The sequence below is a fragment of the Streptomyces roseoverticillatus genome, assembly GCF_000719265.1.
Taxonomy (GTDB): Bacteria; Actinomycetota; Actinomycetes; order Streptomycetales; family Streptomycetaceae; genus Streptomyces; species Streptomyces roseoverticillatus.
The window spans coordinates 230,495-252,064 of the sequence record NZ_JOFL01000019.1 but is presented as its reverse complement, the minus strand read 5'-3'; the positions used below and the strand labels follow the sequence as shown (position 1 = coordinate 252,064).

Annotated in this window: 21 protein-coding genes; 15 read left to right on the top strand and 6 right to left on the bottom strand. The window is 70.8% G+C overall.

Going from position 1 to position 21,570, the window contains the following annotated elements:
* The first annotated feature begins 44 nt into the window (after window positions 1-44).
* The 5 genes from IF61_RS0123620 (at window position 45) to IF61_RS0123600 (ending at window position 5,027) form a co-directional block, all read left to right on the top strand.
* Window positions 45-668 (top strand): TlpA family protein disulfide reductase, encoded by a 624-nt coding sequence (locus IF61_RS0123620; protein ID WP_030368517.1) that lies wholly within the window; start codon window positions 45-47, stop codon window positions 666-668.
* A 46-nt stretch (window positions 669-714) separates the two neighbouring features.
* Window positions 715-1,452, top strand: a complete 738-nt coding sequence (locus IF61_RS0123615) for a cytochrome c biogenesis CcdA family protein (protein WP_030368516.1) — start codon at window positions 715-717, stop codon at window positions 1,450-1,452.
* A 5-nt stretch (window positions 1,453-1,457) separates the two neighbouring features.
* Window positions 1,458-3,233, top strand: a complete 1,776-nt coding sequence (gene resB / locus IF61_RS0123610; RefSeq protein WP_043190320.1) for a cytochrome c biogenesis protein ResB — start codon at window positions 1,458-1,460, stop codon at window positions 3,231-3,233.
* Window positions 3,233-4,393: a c-type cytochrome biogenesis protein CcsB gene (gene ccsB / locus IF61_RS0123605; protein ID WP_030368514.1), complete on the top strand. Its 1,161-nt coding sequence runs from the start codon at window positions 3,233-3,235 to the stop codon at window positions 4,391-4,393. The genes resB and ccsB overlap by 1 nt, the downstream gene beginning before the upstream one ends.
* A gap of 82 nt (window positions 4,394-4,475) precedes the next feature.
* Window positions 4,476-5,027, top strand: coding sequence for an SRPBCC domain-containing protein (locus tag IF61_RS0123600; RefSeq protein WP_052392947.1), 552 nt, complete (start codon window positions 4,476-4,478; stop codon window positions 5,025-5,027).
* 6 nt (window positions 5,028-5,033) lie between these two features.
* Here IF61_RS0123600 and IF61_RS0123595 read toward each other — a convergent pair whose 3' ends face one another.
* Both IF61_RS0123595 and IF61_RS0123590 read right to left on the bottom strand, forming a co-directional pair.
* A complete protein-coding gene (locus tag IF61_RS0123595; RefSeq protein ID WP_030368512.1) occupies window positions 5,034-6,461 on the bottom strand; it encodes a phosphocholine-specific phospholipase C in 1,428 nt (475 codons plus the stop codon).
* Window positions 6,462-6,759: 298 nt separating this feature from the next.
* Complete coding sequence (locus tag IF61_RS0123590) at window positions 6,760-7,053, bottom strand: PLD nuclease N-terminal domain-containing protein (protein ID WP_030368511.1); 294 nt, start codon at window positions 7,051-7,053, stop codon at window positions 6,760-6,762.
* 87 nt (window positions 7,054-7,140) lie between these two features.
* On the opposite strand from IF61_RS0123590, the gene IF61_RS0123585 reads away from it, so the two are divergent.
* The 3 genes from IF61_RS0123585 to IF61_RS0123575 are packed head-to-tail and all read left to right on the top strand — an operon-like array spanning window position 7,141 to window position 10,256.
* Entirely contained in the window at window positions 7,141-8,592 is a 1,452-nt protein-coding gene (locus IF61_RS0123585; RefSeq protein ID WP_030368510.1) for a menaquinone biosynthesis decarboxylase, read from the top strand.
* On the top strand, window positions 8,589-9,509 hold the full coding sequence (gene mqnP, locus IF61_RS0123580) for a menaquinone biosynthesis prenyltransferase MqnP (RefSeq protein ID WP_030368509.1): 921 nt from the start codon (window positions 8,589-8,591) through the stop codon (window positions 9,507-9,509). The genes IF61_RS0123585 and mqnP overlap by 4 nt, the downstream gene beginning before the upstream one ends.
* A gap of 51 nt (window positions 9,510-9,560) precedes the next feature.
* A complete protein-coding gene (locus IF61_RS0123575; protein ID WP_078660428.1) occupies window positions 9,561-10,256 on the top strand; it encodes a UbiX family flavin prenyltransferase in 696 nt (231 codons plus the stop codon).
* Here IF61_RS0123575 and IF61_RS36355 read toward each other — a convergent pair.
* Window positions 10,253-10,399: a hypothetical protein gene (locus IF61_RS36355; RefSeq protein WP_169748840.1), complete on the bottom strand. Its 147-nt coding sequence runs from the start codon at window positions 10,397-10,399 to the stop codon at window positions 10,253-10,255. The genes IF61_RS0123575 and IF61_RS36355 overlap by 4 nt on opposite strands.
* A gap of 132 nt (window positions 10,400-10,531) precedes the next feature.
* Here IF61_RS36355 and IF61_RS0123565 point away from each other — a divergent pair, with 132 nt between their 5' ends.
* From IF61_RS0123565 to IF61_RS0123540, 6 genes are all read left to right on the top strand, one after another.
* Window positions 10,532-10,987, top strand: coding sequence for an Lrp/AsnC family transcriptional regulator (locus IF61_RS0123565; RefSeq protein WP_030368507.1), 456 nt, complete (start codon window positions 10,532-10,534; stop codon window positions 10,985-10,987).
* 51 nt (window positions 10,988-11,038) lie between these two features.
* Window positions 11,039-12,202, top strand: a complete 1,164-nt coding sequence (mqnE, locus tag IF61_RS0123560; protein ID WP_030368506.1) for an aminofutalosine synthase MqnE — start codon at window positions 11,039-11,041, stop codon at window positions 12,200-12,202.
* Between the two features lie 80 nt (window positions 12,203-12,282).
* The gene (locus IF61_RS0123555) at window positions 12,283-12,570 is read left to right on the top strand and encodes a DUF4229 domain-containing protein (protein ID WP_030368505.1); all 288 of its coding nucleotides are present in this window, start codon (window positions 12,283-12,285) and stop codon (window positions 12,568-12,570) included.
* Window positions 12,571-12,929: 359 nt separating this feature from the next.
* The gene (locus tag IF61_RS0123550; protein ID WP_030368504.1) at window positions 12,930-14,258 is read left to right on the top strand and encodes a dicarboxylate/amino acid:cation symporter; all 1,329 of its coding nucleotides are present in this window, start codon (window positions 12,930-12,932) and stop codon (window positions 14,256-14,258) included.
* A gap of 133 nt (window positions 14,259-14,391) precedes the next feature.
* Window positions 14,392-15,060 (top strand): TetR/AcrR family transcriptional regulator, encoded by a 669-nt coding sequence (locus IF61_RS0123545; RefSeq protein ID WP_397945760.1) that lies wholly within the window; start codon window positions 14,392-14,394, stop codon window positions 15,058-15,060.
* A 434-nt stretch (window positions 15,061-15,494) separates the two neighbouring features.
* Window positions 15,495-17,378, top strand: a complete 1,884-nt coding sequence (locus IF61_RS0123540; RefSeq protein WP_030368502.1) for an AMP-dependent synthetase/ligase — start codon at window positions 15,495-15,497, stop codon at window positions 17,376-17,378.
* A 156-nt stretch (window positions 17,379-17,534) separates the two neighbouring features.
* Here the strand turns inward: IF61_RS0123540 and IF61_RS0123535 are convergent, their stop codons facing one another.
* Window positions 17,535-18,722 carry a lipase family protein gene (locus tag IF61_RS0123535; protein ID WP_030368501.1) on the bottom strand — a complete coding sequence of 396 codons (1,188 nt, stop codon included), beginning with the start codon at window positions 18,720-18,722 and terminating at the stop codon, window positions 17,535-17,537.
* Window positions 18,723-19,011: 289 nt separating this feature from the next.
* Entirely contained in the window at window positions 19,012-19,215 is a 204-nt protein-coding gene (locus IF61_RS0123530) for a cold-shock protein (RefSeq protein WP_003984261.1), read from the bottom strand.
* Between the two features lie 292 nt (window positions 19,216-19,507).
* Here IF61_RS0123530 and IF61_RS0123525 point away from each other — a divergent pair, with 292 nt between their 5' ends.
* A complete protein-coding gene (locus IF61_RS0123525) occupies window positions 19,508-20,404 on the top strand; it encodes a menaquinone biosynthetic enzyme MqnA/MqnD family protein (RefSeq protein ID WP_052392959.1) in 897 nt (298 codons plus the stop codon).
* A 49-nt stretch (window positions 20,405-20,453) separates the two neighbouring features.
* On the opposite strand, the gene IF61_RS0123520 is transcribed toward IF61_RS0123525, so the two are convergent.
* On the bottom strand, window positions 20,454-21,485 hold the full coding sequence (locus tag IF61_RS0123520; RefSeq protein WP_397945829.1) for an alpha/beta hydrolase: 1,032 nt from the start codon (window positions 21,483-21,485) through the stop codon (window positions 20,454-20,456).
* Window positions 21,486-21,570 lie beyond the last annotated feature (85 nt).

Here is a 21,570-nt window from a genome sequence, read left to right as displayed (position 1 = left end):
GGGGGCGCGGAAGATCCCTAAACGGACCATGCGAAACTTTTCACATGAGTGCCTGCCGCGCCTTTCGACGCCCCGGACCACGCCGGCGTATCACCATGCCGGCCATCCTCGCCGCCGCCGCGGCCCTGTCCCTGACCGCCTGCGGCTCGGGCGACAACCCCAAGAGCGGCGGCCAGACCCAGTTCGTGCAGGGCACGGGCGGCGTGAGCGTCGTCAGCGACAAGGGCGGGCGGCAGGACGCGCCCGACCTCTCCGGCAAGACGCTGGAGGGCAAGGAACTCGACATCGCGAAGGACTACAAGGGCAAGATCGTCGTCCTTAACGTGTGGGGCTCGTGGTGCTCCCCGTGCCGCGCCGAGGCCAAGAACCTCGTCAACGTCGCGGGCGACTACAAGGACAAGGGCGTCCAGTTCGTCGGGCTCAACACCCGCGACTCCGACCCCGCCCCGGCGATCAAGTTCGAGAAGGAGTTCGAGGTCCCGTACCCGAGCCTCTACGACTCGGCCGGCAAGCTCCTGCTGCGCTTCCCCGCGGGCAGCCTCAACCCGCAGTCCATCCCCTCCACCGTCTTCATCGACCGCGACGGGAAGATCGCCGCGCGGGCGATCAAGGCGCTGACCGAGGAAGAGCTGCGCAAGACGCTCGACCCGCTGGTCGCGGAGAAGTGACCCGGTGACCCCCGCCACCGCCGCCGTCACGGTCGCTGTCGGCGAGATGAACCAGACGGTGCTCTCCGGGGCGCTGCTGCTGGCCCTGCCCGTCGCCCTGTTCGGCGGGCTGGTCTCGTTCTTCTCGCCGTGCGTGCTGCCGCTCGTCCCCGGCTACCTCTCCTACGTGACGGGAGTCGGCGGAGCGGATCTGGCCGAGTCCCGCAAGGGCCGGATGCTCGCCGGGTCCACCCTCTTCGTTCTCGGCTTCACCTTCGTCTTCGTCTCCATGGGCACGCTCTTCGGCTGGGTCGGCCGGGCGCTGCTGGTCCACCAGGAGACGATCACGAAGGTGATGGGGGTCCTCACCATCGCGATGGGCCTCGCCTTCATGGGTCTGCTGAACAGATTCGGGCAGCGCGAGTTCCGCTTCCACACCCGGCCCACCATGGGCCTGGTGGGGGCGCCGCTGCTGGGCGCGCTCTTCGGGCTCGGCTGGGCGCCGTGCATCGGCCCGACGCTCGCCTCCGTCCTCTCCCTCTCCTCCACCCAGGCCAGCGCCGGGCGCGGCGCGCTGCTGACCGTCGCCTACTGCCTCGGCCTGGGCCTGCCGTTCATCCTCAGCGCGGTGGCCTTCCGGCGCGCGCTGGGCGCGTTCGGCTGGGTCAAGCGGCACTATGCATGGGTCATGCGCGCCGGCGGGCTGATGCTGGTCGCGGTCGGCGTGCTCCTCGTCACGGGGGTGTGGGACAGCATGATCCGCGAACTGCAGACGTGGTCCAGCTCTTTCTCCCCCGAGGTCTGATGTAAATGGGCACGACAGAGACACCCCCCGCCGCCGACGGCGCGGCCGACGAGAGCGACGTCGCTGCCGGCTCGCAGCTGTCCACGGCCCCCGAGGAGGAGCGCGGCCAGGCCGTGCCCGGTTCCTTCGGCGGCGTCCGCAAGCCTGGAGCGCTCGGGTACGCGGCCTGGACCGCGCGCGAGACGATCGGCTGGGCCCGCTGGTTCTGGCGGCAGCTGACCTCCATGCGGGTCGCCCTGATCCTGCTGTTCCTGCTCTCGCTGGCGACCATCCCCGGCTCGCTCGTCCCGCAGACCAGCGTGGACGCGGTCAAGGCCGAGGGGTGGCGCAAGGCCCACGAGACGCTCGGGCCGCTCTACGACAAGCTCGGCCTCTTCCACGTCTACAGCTCGGTGTGGTTCTCCGCGATCTACATCCTGCTGTTCACGTCCCTCGTCGGCTGCATCATCCCGCGCACCTGGCAGTTCGTCGGCCAGCTCCGCGGCCGCCCGCCGGCCGCCCCCCGCAACCTCAAGCGGCTGCCGGCCCACACCACGTGGCGCACGGACGCCGAGCCCGAGCAGGTCCTGGCCGCGGCCCGCACGCTCCTGAAGAAGCGCCGCTTCCGCACCCAGCCGGGCAGTGACTCCGTGGCCTCCGAGAAGGGCTACCTGCGCGAGGCCGGCAACCTTGTCTTCCACATCGCGCTCATCGTGCTGCTCATCGCCTTCGCCTCCGGGCAGCTGTGGAAGTCCGAGGGCCAGAAGCTGATCGTCGAGGGCGACGGATTCGCCAACACGCTCGTCCAGTACGACGACTTCAAGTCCGGCTCGCTGTTCACGGCCGACGACCTCAGGCCCTTCAGCTTCTACCTCGACGACTTCGAGGCGACGTACGAGCGCACCGGCCCGCAGCGCGGCACCCCGCGCACCTACGAGGCCCACGTCACCTACCACGAGGGCGCCGACGGGCCCGGCCGCAAGGCCACGGTCAAGGTCAACGAGCCGCTGGAGACCTCCGGCTCGAAGGTCTACCTGATCGGCCACGGCTACGCGCCCGTCGTCACCGTCCGCGACGGCCAGGGCGATGTCTCCTTCCGCGGCGGCATCCCGTCCCTGCCGATCGACAACAACATCACCGAGTCGACCGTCCTCAAGGTCGGCGACTACCGCACGAAGGACGGCGGGAAGGACCAGATCGGCTTCAAGGGCAACTTCGTGCCCACCATGGACCTGAAGACCGGCACCATGCTGTCCCAGTTCCCCGGCCTGGACAATCCGCGCCTCGTCCTCACCGCCTACCACGGCAGCCTCGGCACTGACAGCGGCACGCCGCAGAACGTCTACCAGCTCGACGTGTCCAAGATGGAGCAGTTCAAGGACAAGGACGGCAAGCCCTTCGCGCAGGCCCTCAAGGTCGGCGACACGATGAAGCTGCCCGACGGCGGCACCCTGAAGTTCGAGGGCATCAAGCCCTGGGCCACCTTCCAGATCTCCCAGCAGCCCGGCAACGCCACCGCCCTCGCCGGCGCGGTCGCGGCCCTCCTCGGCGTCGCCGGCTCCCTGTTCATCCAGCGCCGCCGCGTCTGGGTGCGGGCCGTCCGCGGCAAGGACGGGCACACCGTCGTCGAGCTGGCCGGCCTCGGCCGCAGCGAGTCCGCGAAGCTCCCCGAGGAGCTCGCCGACCTCGCCGGCGCCCTGCAGGCCGACGCCCCGCCCGTGACCGCCACGGACGCCCCCGACCCCGCGGAGTCCGCCGAGTCCGCGGATTCCTCCGCAGCATCCGAAGGAGCGCGCGCGTGATCCCCCTCGCTGCCGCAGCCAACGAGAACCTGGCCCACATCAGTAACGTACTGATCTATTCGGCCATGGCCGTCTACACCCTGGCCTTCCTCGCCCACATCGCCGAGTGGGTGTTCGGCAGCCGGAGCGCCGTCGGCCGCACCGCCGCCGCGATCACCACCGAGGCCGGGGCCGCCCGCGCCGCCGCGGGCGCGAGCGCCCGGGGCTCTCAAGGGGGCAGCGGCACGGCCGTCCTGGAGCGCCCCAAGGTCGTCACCCGCGCCGCCACCGGCAGCCGCGACGTCCCCGACGGCCCCGGCGCCGCCGGCACCAGCGAGAAGGGCGACGTCTACGGCCGCATCGCCGTCTCGCTGACCGTGCTGTCCTTCCTGCTGCACGCGGGCTCGGTGCTCACCCGGGCGCTGTCCGTGCAGCGGGCCCCCTGGGGCAACATGTACGAGTTCTCCACGACCTTCGGCATGACGGTCGTCGGCGTCTACCTCGGCCTGCTGGTCTTCAAGAAGAACGTGCGCTGGCTCGGCCTGCCGCTGACCACCACGATCCTCCTCGACCTCGGCCTCGCCGTCTCCGTGCTCTACACCGAGAGCGACCAGCTCGTCCCGGCCCTCCACTCGTACTGGCTGTGGATCCACGTCTCCACCGCGATCCTGTGCGGTGCCGCGTTCTGGGTCGGCGCCTGCTCCACCCTGCTCTACCTCTTCCGCGACGGCTACGAGGCGCGCCTCGTCGAGGGCCGCACCGGCGCCGGCCTGCGCCGCTACCTGGACGAGCTGCCGCAGGACCGCCGTTACGCCCGCTTCAAGGCCAAGCTCGCGCTGCGCACCGACAACCCCATGTCGCGCCTGCCCGCCGCCGCCACCCTCGACAAGCTGGGCTACCGCATCAACGCGACGGTCTTCCCGCTGTGGACCTTCACGATCATCGCCGGCGCCATCTGGGCCGAGGCCGCCTGGGGCCGCTACTGGGGCTGGGACCCCAAGGAGGTCTGGTCCTTCATCACCTGGGTCGCCTACGCCTGCTTCCTGCACGCCCGCGCCACCGCCGGCTGGAAGGGCCGCAAGGCCGCCTACATCGCCCTGGCCGCCTTCGGCTGCTACATCTTCAACTACTACGGCGTGAACATCTTCGTCACCGGCAAGCACTCGTACGCCGGAGTCTGACCCGGCGCGCATCCCCTCGTACGGCCCGTTTCCCGCGCTTCCCGGAGCGCGGGAGGCGGGCCGCGGTGGTAGAGCTGGGGGTATGGAGATCCCCTCCCTCTACGGGAAGTCCGAGCCGCGGGGTGAGGACAGCCACCTCCTGCGCTACGAGCTGTCGCTGCCCTACCCCGTGCCCGAGGTGTGGATGGCCGTCGCCACCCCCGAGGGCCTGCCGACGTGGCTGGCCGCGGCCGAGCCGTTCGACCAGCGGGAGGGCGGGGCCATCACCCTGCGCTGGCAGAACACTGACGCCGCCGGGCACGCCACCGTCGCGCCCGGCCGCGTCACCGCCTGGCAGCCGCAGCGGCTGGCCGAGTACACCGTTGAGATCCACGGCCGGATCCGCTTCGAGCTGGAGGAGGCCCCGGCCGGCGTCGGCGGCACGCTGCTGCACTTCACCAACGAGTTCACCGGCCCCGACACCGTCCGCCTGGACTGCCTGGCGGGCTGGCACCACCACTTCGAGTACCTGCTGGAGGCGCTGGCGGGCCGCCCGGCGGACTGGACGGGGTGGACCCTCGAACGGTGGCGGAAACTCCGCGCGGAGTACGAGCTGCGCGGCAGCGGCGACCCCGGCGAACCACCGGAGGGCTGACGTTCGTCAGCGCCGCGGCCGCTTGCCCTTCTCCTGCTCCGGCGGGGTCTGGCGGGCGCCCGGCAGCGTGGGCTTGGGCAGGTGGGTCACGTCCCACTTCGCCTGCTCCAGCTGCTGCGCGGTGTCCGCGGGCAGCCGCGGCGGGCGCTTGGCCCGGTCCGTGAAGCCGAACGCCGAGGTCAGGTCGCCGAAGGCGCGGCGCCGCCAGGCGCTGATGTTCGGCTCCCGCACCCCCGTCCACACCTCCAGGAAGCGCAGTACCGAGGTGTGGTCGAAGGCGTCGCCCGCGGCCCAGCCGCCCACCGTCCACGGCGACACGATCAGGCACGGCACCCGGAAGCCGCCGCCGATCGGCAGCTTCCCCACGAACTCGTCCGCCGTGCCCGCCGGCGGCACCGGCGGCGGCACGTGGTCGAAGAGGCCGTCGTTCTCGTCGTAGTTCAGGATGAAGACCGTCTTCGCCCACACCTCGGGATTGTCCGCGATGGCCTCGATCTTCCGCGCCACGTAGTCCGCGCCCGCGGCCGGCAGGTAGCGCGGGTGCTCCGACTGCGCCGCGGTCGGGATGATCCAGGAGACGGCCGGCAGCTTCCCGTCGCGGGCGTCCCTCTCGAAGGCGTCCGCGGGCAGCTTGCGCATGCCCCGCTCGTACAGCGGATCGCCCGGCTTCGCGTCCTTGAACTGCTGGAACTGCTCCAGCAGGTTGCAGCCGTAGTTGTCCTCCTCCTGGTACACGCGCCAGCTGACCCCCGCCGCCTGCAGCCGCTCCGCGTATGTCGTCCAGCGGTACGGCTCGGGGGCGGTGTTGTCGATGACGGGGCCGCCGCGGGTGCCGGCCGGGTCGATGGTGCCCGTCATCCAGTACAGCCGGTTGGGCCAGGTGGGCCCCATGACGGAGCAGAAGTAGTTGTCGCAGAGGGTGAACGCCTCGGCCAGGGCGAACTGGAAGGGGATGTCCTCGCGCGTGTGGTAGCCCATCACGTACGGGCCGTTCGCGCCGTCCGCCTTGCGGTGCGCCGGCATCCAGCGGTCCATCTTCCCGCCGTTCCACGCCTCGTGCTGGACGGACCAGGCGTGGCTGGTGGACGGGATGACCTGGGCGCTCGACTTGTGCGTGTCGAGCCGGAAGGGCAGCAGGTGGCCCGCGGGGTTCTTCTCGTCGGGCTGGTGGAAGACGTCCTTGCCGTCCGGCAGCTTGATGGCGTCCGGGTCGCCGAAGCCCCGCACGCCCTTGAGGGTGCCGAAGTAGTGGTCGAACGACCGGTTCTCCTGCATGAGCAGGACCACGTGCTCGATGTCGCGCAGCGAGCCGCGCCGGGCCGGGCCGGTGGCGACGGCCCGCTGCACGCTCGGCGGCAGCAGCGACAGTGCGGCGGCGCCGCCGACGGCACTCGCGGCGGAGCCGAGGAGTCTGCGTCGGGTCATGTCGGGCATGGCGTGTGCCCCTCTCCCTGGAGTCGCGTGAGGCCTCAGTGTGGCCTCTCGGACTCTCCCGGCACGGGTGCGTCAAGGGCAGGAGAGGGTGTGTGAACGGGGTGCCAAATGGCGGTGAAGAGGAGCGAGTTGGTCCGGAGGGCGGTGTGCGGGGGTCGGAATCTGCTTTTCTTATGACCCGATCGGGGGATGACCTGCTACGCCGTACGGCGGGTGACGTGCGGGAGGCCGGGTGACGGCCGGTCGGGCGAATCGTCTGACGAGGCGTCAGCGGACTGCCGGCCCGGCCGGGGCGGGCTCAGCTCGCGGGCGGCGGATCGCCCTGGTCGCGCCGGAGCGACTTCAGGAACTCGGGGTTGTCGTCGGGCGCGACCCACTGCCGCTCGCCGCCGCGCGCCGCGGCCGCGGCCCGCGGGCGCCCCGCGATCAGCCAGGCGACCGGCCCGATCAGCACCTCGCCGAAGAGCAGGATGACGATCACCCAGGCGAGCTTCGGCAGGCCGCGGACCTCGTTCTCCGGGGTGTTCAGGCAGTCGACGAAGGCGTAGATCCACAGCGCCAGGATCAGCAGGAACGGCAGATACCTGAGCATGTCGGACGGCTCCCCGGAGACGACGGTACGGGCCGCGCGGCGGCCCCGATACATAGCCAGCGTAGTGCGTGCTTGATACTGGAACGCATGGCTTACGACGACCTTCGCTCGTTCCTCCGGGCGCTGGAGCGCGACGGCGACCTCAAGCGCATTACGGCGGAAGTCGATCCGTACCTGGAAATCGGCGAGATCACGGACCGGGTGAACAAGGCGGGCGGCCCCGCCCTCCTCTTCGAGAACGTCAAGGGCTCGGCCATGCCGCTGGCCATGAACGTCTTCGGCACCGACCGGCGGCTGCTCAAGGCGCTCGGCCTCGCGTCCTACGACGAGATCAGCGAGAAGATCGGCGGCCTGCTCAAACCCGAGCTGCCGCAGGGCTTCACCGGAATGCGCGAGGCGTTCGGCAAGCTCGGCGCGATGGCGCACGTGCCGCCGCGCAAGATCAAGGACGCTCCGGTCCAGGAGGTCGTCCTCACCGGCGACGACGTCGACCTCGACCAGCTGCCGGCGCTCTTCACCTGGCCCGAGGACGGCGGCTCCTTCTTCAACCTGGGCCTCACCCACACCAAGCACCCGGAGACGGGCGTACGGAACCTGGGCCTCTACCGCCTGCAGCGCCACGACAAGCGCACCATCGGCATGCACTGGCAGATTCACAAGGACAGCCGCAACCACTACCAGGTCGCCGCCAAGCGCGGCGAGCGGCTGCCGGTGGCCATCGCCTTCGGCTGCCCGCCGGCCGTGACCTACGCCTCCACGGCGCCGCTGCCCGGCGACATCGACGAGTACCTGTTCGCGGGCTTCGTCTCCGGCAAGCGCGTGGAGATGGTCGACTGCAAGACCGTCCCGCTGCAGGTCCCGGCCAACGCCGAGGTCGTCATCGAGGGCTGGCTGGAGCCGGGCGAGATGCTCCCCGAGGGCCCCTTCGGCGACCACACCGGCTTCTACACGCCGCAGGAGCCGTTCCCGGCGCTGACAATCGACTGCGTGACCATGCGGAAGCGGCCGCTGCTGCAGTCCATCGTCGTCGGCCGCCCCCCGACGGAGGACGGCCCGCTGGGCCGGGCCACGGAGCGGTTCTTCCTGCCCCTGCTGAAGATCATCATTCCGGACATCGTGGACTACCACCTGCCGGAGTCCGGCGGCTTCCACAACTGCGCGATCGTCTCGATCGACAAGAAGTACCCCAAGCACGCGCAGAAGGTCATGCACGCCGTCTGGGGCGCGCACATGATGTCGCTGACCAAGCTGATCATCGTGGTGGACGCGGACTGCGACGTGCACGACCTGCACGAGGTGTCCTGGCGGGCGCTGGGCAACACCGACTACGCGCGCGACCTGACGGTCGTCGAGGGCCCGGTCGACCACCTCGACCACGCGTCGTACCAGCAGTTCTGGGGCGGCAAGGCGGGCATCGACGCGACGGCGAAGTGGCCCGAGGAGGGCTACACGCGCGACGGGGGCTGGCCGCAGATGGTCGAGTCCGATCCGGAGACGGCGGCGAAGGTCGACCGCCGGTGGAAGGAGTACGGGCTGTGACGTCCGCTGCCGAGGGGGTCCTCAACCCGGGCCCGGCGCCGTCGAGCGGCAAGGTGAAGGCCTTCCTGCGGCTCGTGATGATCGAGCACTCCGTCTTCGCGCTGCCCTTCGCCTACATCGCCACCCTCACCGCGATGTTCAGGACCTACGGCAACGTCCACTGGACGCGGCTGCTGCTGGTCACCGTCGCGATGGTCGGGCTGCGCACGTTCGCGATGGCCTGCAACCGCATCATCGACCGCGAGATCGACGCCCGGAACCCGCGCACCGCGAACCGCGAGATCGTCACCGGCGCGGTGTCCGTGCGCTCGGCGTGGACCGGCGCCGGCATCGCCGTCTTCTTCTTCCTGGGCGCGGCGGCGCTGCTGAACCCGCTGTGTCTGGCGCTGGCCCCGATCGCGGTCGTCCCGATGGTGGTCTATCCGTACGGGAAACGATTCACCGACTTCCCGCACGCGATCCTGGGCCTGGCCCAGGCGATGGGCCCGGTGGGCGCGTGGCTCGCGGTGACAGGGGAGTGGTCGTGGGAGGCGGTGATCCTGGGCCTCGCGGTGGGCGTGTGGATCGGCGGCTTCGACCTGATCTTCGCCTGCCAGGACGTGATGGCGGACCGGGCGCACGGCGTGAAGTCGACCCCGGCGCGCTTCGGCGTCCCGGCGGCGCTGCACGGCGCCCGCGTCTGCCACGTGATCACGACGGGCCTGCTGGTCTGGTACGGGGCGGCCACGGACGCGGGGGCGTTCTTCTGGGTGGGTCTGGCCGTGGTGGCCGGTGCCTTCCTCTACGAGCACACGATCGTCAAGCCGCACGACCTGTCCCGCCTGAACAGGGCATTCTTCACCGTCAACGGATTCATCGGCATTGCGCTTTTCGTGTGTGCGCTGCTCGATCTGGTGGCGCGCGGGCTCGGCGTCTAGCCGGTACCGCCTCGCGCGGGCGGTCGCGGGCCTGCGGCTAGGCTCAAGGGCGTGGAGCCGTACGAACGTGGAGCGCAGCGCCAGGAGCGCCGGCCGTGGGTGGTCGGCGTGTCCGGGGCGTCGGGTACGCCGTATGCCGCCGCCGTGGTGCGGGGGCTGCTGGCGGCCGGTGAGGCAGTCGACCTGGTGGTGAGCCGCGCGTCGCGGCTGACGCTGCTGGACGAGACCGGGATCAAGTTCCGTGACGCCCACTGGCAGGAGGACCTGCGCGAGTGGCTGGCGCTGGGTGCCGACGGGAAGCCGCACTTCCCGGCCGCCCCTCTGGAGGACGTCCGGTACTGGCCCGCGGGCGATCTCGCCGCGGGGCCGTCGTCCGGCTCGTATCCGGCGAAGGGGATGCTGATCGTCCCGGCGAGCACGGCCTGTGTGGCCGGGGTGGCGCTGGGGCTGTCGAAGGACCTGCTGCAGCGGGTGGCGAGCGTGACGCTCAAGGAGCGGCGGCCGCTGGTGGTCGCCGTGCGGGAGACGCCGCTGAGCGGGCAGTCGCTGAAGCAGCTGGTGGCGCTGGACGAGGCGGGCGCAGTGGTGCTGCCCGCCTCTCCGGCGTTCTACGCGGGTGCGACGCACATCCAGGATCTGGTGGACTTCGTCGCGGGGCGGGTGCTGGATGCGGCGGGTGTGCCGCACCGGCTGTACCGCCGGTGGAAGGGAGAGCTGGGTGAAGCGCGCTCCCGGGAGGGGGACTAGCGCTTCTTCGCGCGCGCGGCCCGGCTGGTGGCGCGCTCGGCCTTGGCCTCGGCGCGGCGCTCGGCGGTCTGGTGGGCACGCGAGCGGTTGGCCAGGTCCTGCATCTCACGCATGCGGGCGTAGGCCATCTCGATCGTGTACACGGTTACGTCACTCCTGAAGGATCGTCGTTGATCTAGCGAGTTGAGCGAAGATTTGCTGGGCCTGAAGCCCTGCATGCCTTAGATTCTACATGAAAAGCGGCGAGTTCGCCGATTATTGAAAGGTGCCAGGTTATGGACGCGGTGGACAGGCAGCTCATCCAGGCCCTCCGGGAGAACGGCCGGGCCTCGTACGCGGAGCTGGGCCGGCTGGTCGGCCTCTCCGGGCCGAGCGTCACCGACCGGATCAACCGCCTGGAGGCGGCCGGCGTCATCACGGGCTACCGCGCGACCGTGAACGCCGCGTCGCTCGGGCTGGGCGTCACCGCCCTGATCGGCCTTCAGCTCTCGGACTCCGCCGACCACGAGGACGTCGCCCGCCGGCTGCGCGACCTGGAGGAGATCGAGGACTGCTGGTTCATCGCCGGCGACGACTCGTACATGCTCAAGGTCCGCGTCGGCGACGTGGACGGCCTGGAGCGCACCATCCGCCGGCTCTCCGGCACCAAGGGCGTGGCCCGCACCCGTACCACGATCGTGCTGTCCACGAAGTGGGAGAACCGGGTCGGCGAACTGCCCGACGAGGCGTAGGGATACGCTCGGGAGGGTTCGTAAAGCGGAAGTATCGGAGAGGCGGACGTCATGGACGCGGGGCTCAAGCGCGAGCTGGAGGAGAAGGTCCTCGCCGGGGAGCGGCTGACCCGTGAGGACGGCATCGCCCTCTACGAGTCCGACGACCTGGCCTGGCTGGGCGGGCTCGCCCACCACGTGCGTACGCAGAAGAACGGCGACGTCGTCCACTTCAACGTCAACCGTCACCTGAACATGACGAACGTGTGCACGGCGTCGTGCGCGTACTGCTCGTTCCAGCGCAAGCCGGGCGAGAAGGACGCGTACACGATGCGCATCGAGGAGGCCGTCCGCCTCGCCAAGGCGATGGAGAGCGACAAGCTCACCGAGCTGCACATCGTCAACGGCCTCCACCCGACGCTGCCCTGGCGCTACTACCCGCGCTCGCTGAAGGCCCTCAAGGAGGCGCTGCCGAACGTCTCGCTGAAGGCCTTCACCGCCACCGAGATCCAGCACTTCGAGAAGATCTCCGGCCTGCCGGCCGACGAGATCCTCGACGAGCTGATCGACGCCGGCCTGGAGTCGCTGACCGGCGGCGGCGCGGAGATCTTCGACTGGGAGGTCCGCCAGCACATCGTCGACCACGACACCCACTGGGAGGACTGGTCGCGCATCCACCGCCTGGCGCACTCCAAGGGCCTCAAGGGCCCGGCGACGATGCTCTACGGCCACATCGAGGAGCCGCGCCACCGCGTCGACCACGTCCTGCGGCTGCGCGAGCTGCAGGACGAGACCGGCGGCTTCCACGTCTTCATCCCGCTGCGCTACCAGCACGACTTCGTGGACATGAAGGACGGCAAGATCCGCAACCGCCTCCAGGCGCGGACGACGATGGCGTCGGGCGCCGAGGCGCTGAAGACCTTCGCGGTCTCGCGGCTGCTGTTCGACAACGTCCCGCACGTCAAGGTGTTCTGGGTGATGCACGGCGTGCAGACCGCGCAGCTCGCGCTGCAGCACGGCGCGGACGACATGGACGGCTCGGTCGTCGAGTACAAGATCACGCACGACGCGGACAACTACGGCACGCCGAACAAGCTCACCCGTGACGACCTGCTGGAGCTGATCCGCGAGGCCGGCTTCCGCCCGGTCGAGCGCAACACCCGCTACGAGGTCATCCGCGAGTACCCGGGTCCGGACGCCGCGCTGCGCGAGTCGCCGCAGGCGATGCGCCTCTGAGATCCACTTCGGGCCGTGCTGTACTGGTTTGACTGAAGAACGTGCCCCTTTCGGTCGTCGTCGAGAAGAAGGTCCCGTCCGTGAGTAGCCAGAAGTACGCGTCGCTCCGCTACACCGCCCTGCGATTCGGCCTGCTCATCGGCTGCTTCGCCGTCGTCTACGTGCTCGCTTACGCGCACGTCATCCCGCTGGGCGTGGGCAGCTCGAACCTCATGTGGATGGTGCTGCTCTCGCTCGTCCTGTCCGCGCCGCTGAGCTGGGTGCTGCTGCGCAAGTCGCGCGACGCGATGTCCGTGCAGATCGTGGAGCGCGTGGACCGGGCCAAGGCGGCGATCAACGCCAACGCCGGTCAGGAGGACGGGGTGTAAGCCTCGTCACGTTTGCCCGATTTTTCGCCGGTGCCCCGGCGTGGAGCCACCCGCTCCACGCCGGGGCACCGGCGTTTTCGGCGGGGTTCCGGCGAGGTCGCGGCGTCCGGCGAACCCAAAGCAGACCTTTGGGCTCCTCAAAGTCCGAGTGTTAACGTATTGGACATGAAGACAGCAGCAGCGCACCAGTTCCCCACGGGCCCCGCGCTCGTGGCGCGCCTGCACGTCGATCTTTGCCGCTGTGTCTCCGCGGCCTGTTGTCGCCGCTGACGCATGTCCACCGCGGCCGGAGATCCTGCGCAAACGGATTTCCCCGGCGCCTCACGCCCTTTTTCTTCCGTCTGTAACCGGAGTTTCCGTTGTCATCGACACCCCCGTCCCCCACGGCGTCCATCCGCGGGCGCATACCCAAGGTCCCGTTCTGGGCCCAGATCCTGCTCGGTCTCGTCGTCGGCGCCCTGCTCGGCTGGGCCGCCAAGAGCGGTGACATCTCCTGGCTGTCCACCACGCTGGGCAAGATCGGCGACCTCTTCGTCCAGCTGCTGATGCTGGTCATCGCGCCGCTGGTGTTCTTCGCGATCCTCGTCTCGATCACCAATCTGCGGAACGTCTCCAACGCCGCCCGGCTGGCCACCCGCACCCTGATGTGGTTCATGATCACGTCGCTGATCGCGGTCGTGATCGGCCTGGGCATCGGCCTGCTCACCGACCCGGGCGCGGGCACCGGCCTGACCGCCGCCGACGGCGCCGAGCCCAAGAAGCACGGCTCCTGGCTGGACTTCCTCACCGGCATCATCCCGACCGACATCGTCACGCCCTTCACCCAGCTCAAGGTCTTGCAGATCGTCTTCATGGCCGTGGTCGTGGGCATCGCGATCCTGAAGACCGGCGAGAAGGCGAAGCCGGTCCTCACCCTCAGCCACTCCGTGCTGGAGCTGCTGCAGAAGGCCCTGTGGTGGGTCATCAAGCTCGCCCCGCTGGGCACGCTGGGCCTCGTCGGCACGGCCATCTCCACGTACGGCTGGAACCTGCTCAGCAAGTACGCGACGTTCACCGCGGACATCTACGTCGGCTGCGCCCTCGTCCTCTTCGTGGTCTACCCGCTGCTGCTGGCCGGCGTCGGCAAGGTCAACCCGCTGCAGTTCTTCCGGGGCGCCTGGCCCGCCATCCAGCTGGCCTTCGTCTCCCGCTCCTCCGTGGGCACGATGCCGCTGACGCAGAAGGTCACCGAGCGCCTGGGCGTGCCCAGGGAGTACGCGTCCTTCGCCGTGCCGTTCGGCTCGACGACCAAGATGGACGGCTGCGCCTCGATCTACCCGGCCATCGCCGCGATCTTCGTCGCGCAGGTCTTCGACGTGCCGCTGGAGGTCAAGGACTACATCCTGATCGCCTTCGTCTCGGTGATCGGCTCGGCCGCGACCGCCGGCCTGACCGGCGCGACGGTGATGCTGACCCTGACGCTGTCGACGCTGGGCCTGCCGATGGCGGGTGTGGGTCTGCTCCTGGCGATAGACCCGATCGTCGACATGATGCGTACGGCGACCAATGTCGCCGGCCAGTCGGTCGTCCCGATCCTGGTGGCCTCCCGCGAGGGGATCCTGGACCGCGAGGCGTACGCGACGGCCGACGGCTCCCGCCTGGAGGACGAGCCCCGCGTGGAGGCCGCGCCGCAGCCCGTGGCGGCCTGACGGACGGCGTGCGAGGGTCGCTGCTGACGGGATCTTGACTGACCCGTCCGTAGGGAAGGCCCGAACGGCCCTACCCCGCATCCCTCCGCCCCGTAACATTACCTGCCGGTAACGTGACGACGGGGGCGGAGGGATGTTTGTCGTGACTGCTGCTGCACAGACCAGGCCCAAGCGCATGCCGCGGGAGGTGCGCGAGCGCCAGATGCTCGACGCCGCCGTGGCCGTCTTCGCCCGGCGCGGGTACCGGGCCGCGTCGATGGACGAGATAGCCGAGCTCGCCGGGGCGTCGAAGCCCTTGGTCTATCTCTACCTGAACTCGAAGGAAGACCTCTTCAGCGCCTGCATCCGGCGCGAGGCCGCGGCGCTCATCGCGGCCGTGCGGGCCGCCGTGGACCCGGGGGCGCCCGCCGACCGGCGGCTGTGGAACGGGCTGCGCGGGTTCTTCGCCCACACGGCCGCGCACCCCGACGGCTGGGCCGTCCTGCACTGCCAGGCGCGCACCCACGGCGAACCGTTCGCCCTGGAAGTGGCCGCCCTGCGGCAGCAGCTCGTCGACGTGGTCACCCAGCTGATCACCGAGACGGCCGCGGACAGCGGCTGCACCGCGCCGCTGCCCGAGACCGAGGTCGCCGGCCTCGCCCACGCCCTGGTGGGCGCGGCCGAGTCGCTCGCCGGCTGGTCCAACGAACGCGACGGCGCCGCCGCTTGTGAGCGGGAGACGGCGGCGACGCTGATGAACTTCGCGTGGACCGGGCTGGAGAACCTGACGCACGGGCGGCGCTGGGCCCCCGTGGGCGCGTGACGCCGCGGGCGCCGTAGCGGGGGCGGCGCCTGGAGGCATGCGGCAATGCCGCCGGACTCCCGCCGTCGCGGTACATCGCCGCTGCGGCGGGAGTTCATTCGCGGCAACGGGCGAGCCTCGGCCGTGCTGCGAGCCTCGCGGGTAAGCCGCTGCCGCGGGCCGCCCTTTCCGCCGCGGCGGCGGGATGCCACGACGCAGCCGTCCGGCGGTGCCGAGCCGGGCCGCGAGCCCGGCGCAGGGGGACCCCTCGCTGCCGCGGCAGTTCCTTTCCGCCGCGGCGGCGGAACGCCACGGCGCAGTGGCCCGGCCGTGCCGGACCACGCCCGGCACGGCCGATACCGGCCGGGCCGGACCGGCGGCGGTCTGGAGCGTGTGGCTCCCGAGGCGTAGATTGCCGCCACTTACCGACTGGTAGCCCCCGTAGGGAGCCGCACGTGTCCATTCCGCGCACCGCAGCCCCACCCCGCGTCACCTTCGTCGACGGCGTCGTCCGCGAAGCGTCCCTCCCCCCGCTCGTCCCGCCCGTGGCGCGGGGCTCGCTCGGCGACCTGCCCTTCGACAACGCCGCCGAGGCCCCCGCCGACCCCGTCCTCAGCCGCAAGCAGCCCGACGGCACCTGGCGCGACGTCAGCGCCGCCACCTTCGCGGCCGAGGTGCTCGCCACCGCCAAGGGCCTGATCGCCCACGGGCTGCGGCCCGGCGACCGGCTCGCCATCATGGCCCGCACCCGCTACGAGTGGACGCTGCTGGACTTCGCCGCCTGGGCCGCCGGGCTGGTCACCGTCCCCGTCTACCCCACCTCCTCCGCCTCCCAGGTCCGCTGGATCCTGCAGGACTCCGGCGCCGCCGCCTGCGCCGTCGAGGACCCGGACCAGACGCGCCTGGTCGAGGGGGAGCGCGCCGCGCTCCCGGGCCTCGCCCACCTGTGGGAGTTCGACGCCGGCGCCGTCCCCCGCCTGGTCGCGGCAGGGCGCGGCCTGCCCGACGACGCCGTCACCGAGGCCCGCGCCGCCCGTGGCCCCGGCGATGTCGCCACCCTCATCTACACCTCGGGCACCACCGGCCGCCCCAAGGGCTGCGTCCTCACCCACGCCAACTTCTTCGCCGAGGCCGACAACTCCACCGAGCTGCTGCACCCCGTCTTCAAGGCGGTCAGCAAGGAGCCCGCCGCCACTCTCCTCTTCCTGCCGCTCTCGCACGTCTTCGGCCGGACCGTCGCCGTCGGCTGCATGCGCGCCCGCGTCCGCATGGGCCACGCCCCGTCCCTGCGCACCGAGGACCTGCTGGCGGACCTCGCCGGCTTCCGGCCCACGTTCCTGCTGGTTATCCCCTACGTGCTGGAGAAGGTCTACAACACCGGCCGCGCGAGCGCCGAGAAGCTGGGCCGCGCCGACTCCTTCGACCGCGCCGCCCGGACCGCCCGCCGCTACGGCGAGGCGGAGCTTGCCCGCCGGCACGGCAGCGGCCCCGGGCCCGGGCCCGGCCTGCGGATCGCCCGGGCGCTGTACGACCCGCTGGTCTACCGCCGGATCCGGGCCGCCCTCGGCGGCGGGGTCCGCTACGTGATCAGCGGCGGCTCCCCGCTCGGCGAGCGCCTCGCGGCCTTCTGCGTGGGCGCGGGCATCGACGTCTTCGAGGGCTACGGCCTCACCGAGACCACGGCCGCCGCGACCCTCACCCCGCCGCACCGCCCCCGCCTCGGCACCGTCGGCTGGCCGCTGCCGGGCGGCGCCGTGCGGATCGCGGAGGACGGCGAGGTGCTGCTGCGCGGCGGGCACGTCTTCGCCGGCTACTGGGACGGCGAGCGCGGGGAGGCGGTGCCCGCGGCGCCGGGGGAGTGGTTCCCCACCGGCGACCTGGGCGCGCTCGACGAGGACGGCTACCTCACCATCACCGGCCGCAAGAAGGAGCTGCTCGTCACCTCCGCCGGCAAGAACGTCGCCCCCGCGCCCCTGGAGGACCGGCTGCGCGCGCACCCGCTCGTCGGCCAGTGCATGGTCGTCGGCGACGACCGCCCGTACATCACGGCCTTGCTGACCCTGGAGCCCGACGGGATCGCCCACTGGGCGCGCATGCACCGCAAGGAGGGGCTGGCGCCGGAGGAGCTGGTGCGGGACGGGGAGTTGCTCGCGGAGCTGCAGACGGCGGTGGACGACGCGAACGCGTCGGTCTCGCGGGCGGAGTCGATACGCCGCTTCGCCGTCCTGACCGCCGACTTCACGGAGGACGCCGGCCACCTCACGCCGTCCCTGAAGCTCAAACGGGCGGTGATCGCCCGGGACTTCGCGGACGAGGTGGAGCGGCTGTACGAGCGCTGACCGAGGGCGGCTCAGCGCTCGCACGGAGGGCTCCGCCTTGGGAACACCTGCCGCCGCAACGGCGGATCACCACGCCGGCGGGGGCCGGTGGAATCCGAGGCCGCCGGTACGGGCCCGGACGCCTCGATCCGCCGGAGGGGCATCACGGGAGGGGCATCAGCAGTTGCCCGCCGCCGGTTTGCCGGCGAACCGGTCCGCCAGCCAGTTCGCCGCCGGCACCGATTCGGCCAGCAGGCTGGAGCCGTGCCCGCCCTGCGGCAGGGGTTTCCAGTCCACCACGGCGCCCTTCGCGCACCAGCCGGCGCGCAGCAGCGCGGCGCTGTCGTAGGGGACGAGCTCGTCCTGCGTCCCGTGGTAGAGGTGCACGGGACGGTCGGGGACGTGCGTGCCGAGGTCGGAGGAGCGCAGGACGCGCTGCCAGTCCGGCTGCTGCAGCGGGTTGCGGACGGTCACGTCGGAGATCCGGTTGAACAGGCCCGCGGCGGTGTCGGCCGCCACGCAGTGCTGGGTGAAGTAGGCGGTCCTGGCCCGGCCCTTGCCGTTGAGGTACGAGGCGAGGTCCAGCTCGGGGAAGGCGGCGTCCTGCCCGATCGCGGCCATGAGGACCAGGCCCGCGCCGATGCGGCCGTCGTTGAACTCGGCGGCCTTGATGAGGTCGGCGGGGACGCCGCCGGCCGCCGTCCCCTTGACGTTCAGCTCGGGCGCGTACGTGTCGTGCAGCTCGGCCGCCCAGCCGGCGGCCTGGCCGCCCTGCGAGTAGCCCATGATGCCGACGGGGCCGTCCACGGACAGTCCCGTGCCGGGCAGCCGTTGCGCGGCGCGGGCGGCGTCGAGGACGGCGTGGCCCTCGGACCGGCCGACGGTGTACGTGTGGGTGCCGGGCGTCCCGAGGCCCTCGTAGTCGGTGACGGCCACGGCCCAGCCGCGCAGGGTGAGCAGCTGGATGAGGTTGCCCTCCACGGTCGTCCCGCGCGGGAAGCCGGCCGAGGGGGCGCACTGGTCGGCCAGGCCCACGGTGCCGACGGCGTAGGTGACGAGCGGGCGCGGCCCGGTTCTGCCGTCCTGGGGGACGATCACGGTGCCGGAGACGACGTCCGGGGCGCCCCGGGCGGTGGTGGAGCGGTAGGTGATGTGCCACGCCTTGGTGCGGGTGGGCTGGCCCGGCAGGGGGTGGAAGGAGGTGGGGGCGGAGGTGACGATCTCGCCCGGGGCGGGTGCGGGCCCGGTGGCGCCCGCGGTGCCCGCGAGGCCGAGGGAGACGGCGAGCGTGCCGACGGCGGCCCACGTTTTTGTACGGAGCTGCTTCGTACGGAGCTGCCAACGCAGGTGCGTGCGCAAGTGCATGCGGCTCTCCTGACTGTTCAGTTGTGTCCGGTCACTCATGTCTCGTCGCGAAACCCTCGGACGAAACTCCGAAACGCCCGTACCTCCGTGATCGCCCGCGCGGCGATCGGAATCCCCGCCCGAGCGAAAGAAAACGAAAGAAACTGATCGATAAGAAGTCGCTAAGAGTTCATGAACGATCGGGAAAAGGCAGGAGCCCGGCTCCTCCGCCGAAGCGGAAGGCCGGGCTCCTTGGGTACAGCGCGTCGACCGCGATCGGTCAAGGCGTCACACCGGAGGGATCCGAAGATCAGACCGGGGTGACGTTCTCCGCCTGCGGGCCCTTCGGGCCCTGCGTGACGTCGAAGTTGACCTGCTGGTTCTCCTCGAGGGAGCGGAAGCCAGAGGCGTTGATCGCGGAGTAGTGAACGAAGACGTCGGGGCCCCCGCCGTCCTGGGCGATGAAGCCAAAGCCCTTTTCAGCGTTGAACCACTTCACGGTTCCGGTAGCCATAAAGCCCTCCTTGGGCCCAAAGGGTTGCCCTGCTCCAGAACCTGCGAGAAGTCTGAAAACTACAAAAGCCTGCGGGTCACATGCTCCGCAGGCTCTGTACTGCAAGGGAAACCAAACTGCAACTTGCGGCGAGCCTAGCACGCGAGGTTCTCCCGCGGAAGGAGTTGAAGATCACGCTGTCGGATGGTTTTCCCGGTGTTCCTGACGGAAAAGATCCCCGGTCGGGCACCCGGCCGGAGCACACCCCGGCCCCACCGGCCCGGCGGCCCGGGACTAGCCTCCCGATGTGGACATTTCAGCCTCGGCCGTAACGACCGACCCCGATGCCGGCTCTCCCGCAGGTACCCGTCAGCGCAGCCGTCCGCGCGTGGGGCACATCCAGTTCCTGAACTGCCTGCCGCTCTACTGGGGCCTCGCCCGCACGGGCAGCCTGCTGGACCTGGACCTGACCAAGGACACCCCGGAGAAGCTCAGCCGGCAGCTGATCGAGGGCGAGCTGGACATCGCCCCGGTCACCCTCGTCGAGTTCCTGCGCAACGCGGACGACCTGGTCGCCCTCAAGGACATCGCCGTGGGCTGCGACGGCCCGGTGATGTCCTGCGTGATCGTCTCGCAGGTGCCGCTGGGCGAGCTGGACGGCGCCCGCGTCGCGCTGGGGTCCACCTCCCGTACGTCCGTGCGCCTGGCGCAGCTCCTGCTGGCGGACCAGTACGGCGTACGCCCGGACTACTACACCTGCCCGCCGGACCTGGGCCTGATGATGCGCGAGGCGGACGCCGCCGTGCTGATCGGCGACGCCGCGCTGCGGGCCTCCCTGCACGACGCCCCGCGGCTGGGCCTGCAGGTTCACGACCTCGGGCAGATGTGGAAGGACTGGACGGGCCTGCCGTTCGTCTTCGCGGTGTGGGCCGTGCGCAAGGACTACCTGGCGCGCGAGCCGGAGATCGTCGCCAAGGTCCACGAGGCGTTCCTCGCCTCCCGGGACGTGTCCCTGGAGGAGGTCACGAAGGTGGCCGAGCAGGCGGCGCGCTGGGAGACCTTCGACGCCGGGCTGCTGGAGCGCTACTTCACGACGCTGGACTTCCGCTTCGGGCCGGAGCAGCTCGCGGGCGTGACCGAGTTCGCCCGCCGCACGGGCCCCACGACGGGCTTCCCGGCCGACGTGCGGGTGGAACTGCTGGAGCCCTGACCCCCGGGGAGGGGGTCAGGGCTCCGGGCTGGAACGAACCGCAGCGGGCTTACGGGGCGACGGGGCCGACCATCTGCTCGCTGATCCACTGCATGCTGCCCATGTCCATGCCCTGGATGTAGGTCACGGCGTTGTGCTTGCCGCCCTCGATCTTCTGCAGGCGGGTGTGGACGGGGCCCTTGTTGCCGTAGGTGGCGATGAACTTGTCCACGTGCGGGATGACGCTGGACTCCTTCGTCCCGTACTGGAACGCGAGGTAGACGTCGGTCCCGGGCTTGTTCGCGGCGATCAGCTGCTTGGCCAGCACCTCGGGGTTGTTCTCGGCCTTCTCCTTCTCGTGGCCGTTCCACAGCCGCGAGTCCGGGACGATGTCCGGGCCGGACGCGATCACGGCCTTGAACTTGTCCGGGTGCTTCAGGACGGCCTTCAGGCCCGCGAAGGCGCCGGAGGAGGAGCCCATGAACGCCCAGCCGTCGCGCGACTTCACCGTGCGGAAGTTGGCCTTGATCAGGTCCGGGACGTCCTCGGTCAGCCAGGTGCCCATCTTCGGCTGGCCCGGGATGTCACTGCCGTCCCAGTAGAGGCCGCCGGTGTCCGGCTGCGGGTTGAGGACCGGCATCGCCAGGATGAACGGCTTGCCCTTGCCCTCGTTGTACCACTTGGTGACGGACGACTCGAGGTGCAGGCCCCCGTCGTCCATCCAGTAGTTGTTCGGGAATCCGGGGCCGCCCGGGAGCGCGATCAGGACCGGGAAGCCGTGGTCCTTGAACTTCGGGTCCTTGTACGCCTTGGGCGCCCAGACCCACACCTTGCCCTTGAAGCCGGACTTCTTGCCGTCCAGGGTGGTCACGGCCACCTGGGTGCCGTCGGAGAGGGTGCTGGTGTTCTTGAACTCGGCCGCCGGGCCGGTCGGCATCAGGACCTTGGAGTCCGCCTTCTGCGCGCCGGACGAGCCGCCGGCCTGGCCGCCGCCGTTGCCCGGCTGCTCCTGGCCGAAGCTGACCGGCTTGCCCTTGTCCGAGAACGGGCCGATCTTGAAGTAGTTCAGGACGCCGGCGGCTATGAGGCCCACCACGGCTATGGACGCCACGATGATCGTCCATTTTTTGCCACGGGATCCGCGGCCGTGGCCGCAGGGGTGGCCGCAGGACTGGCAGGTCCCTGGT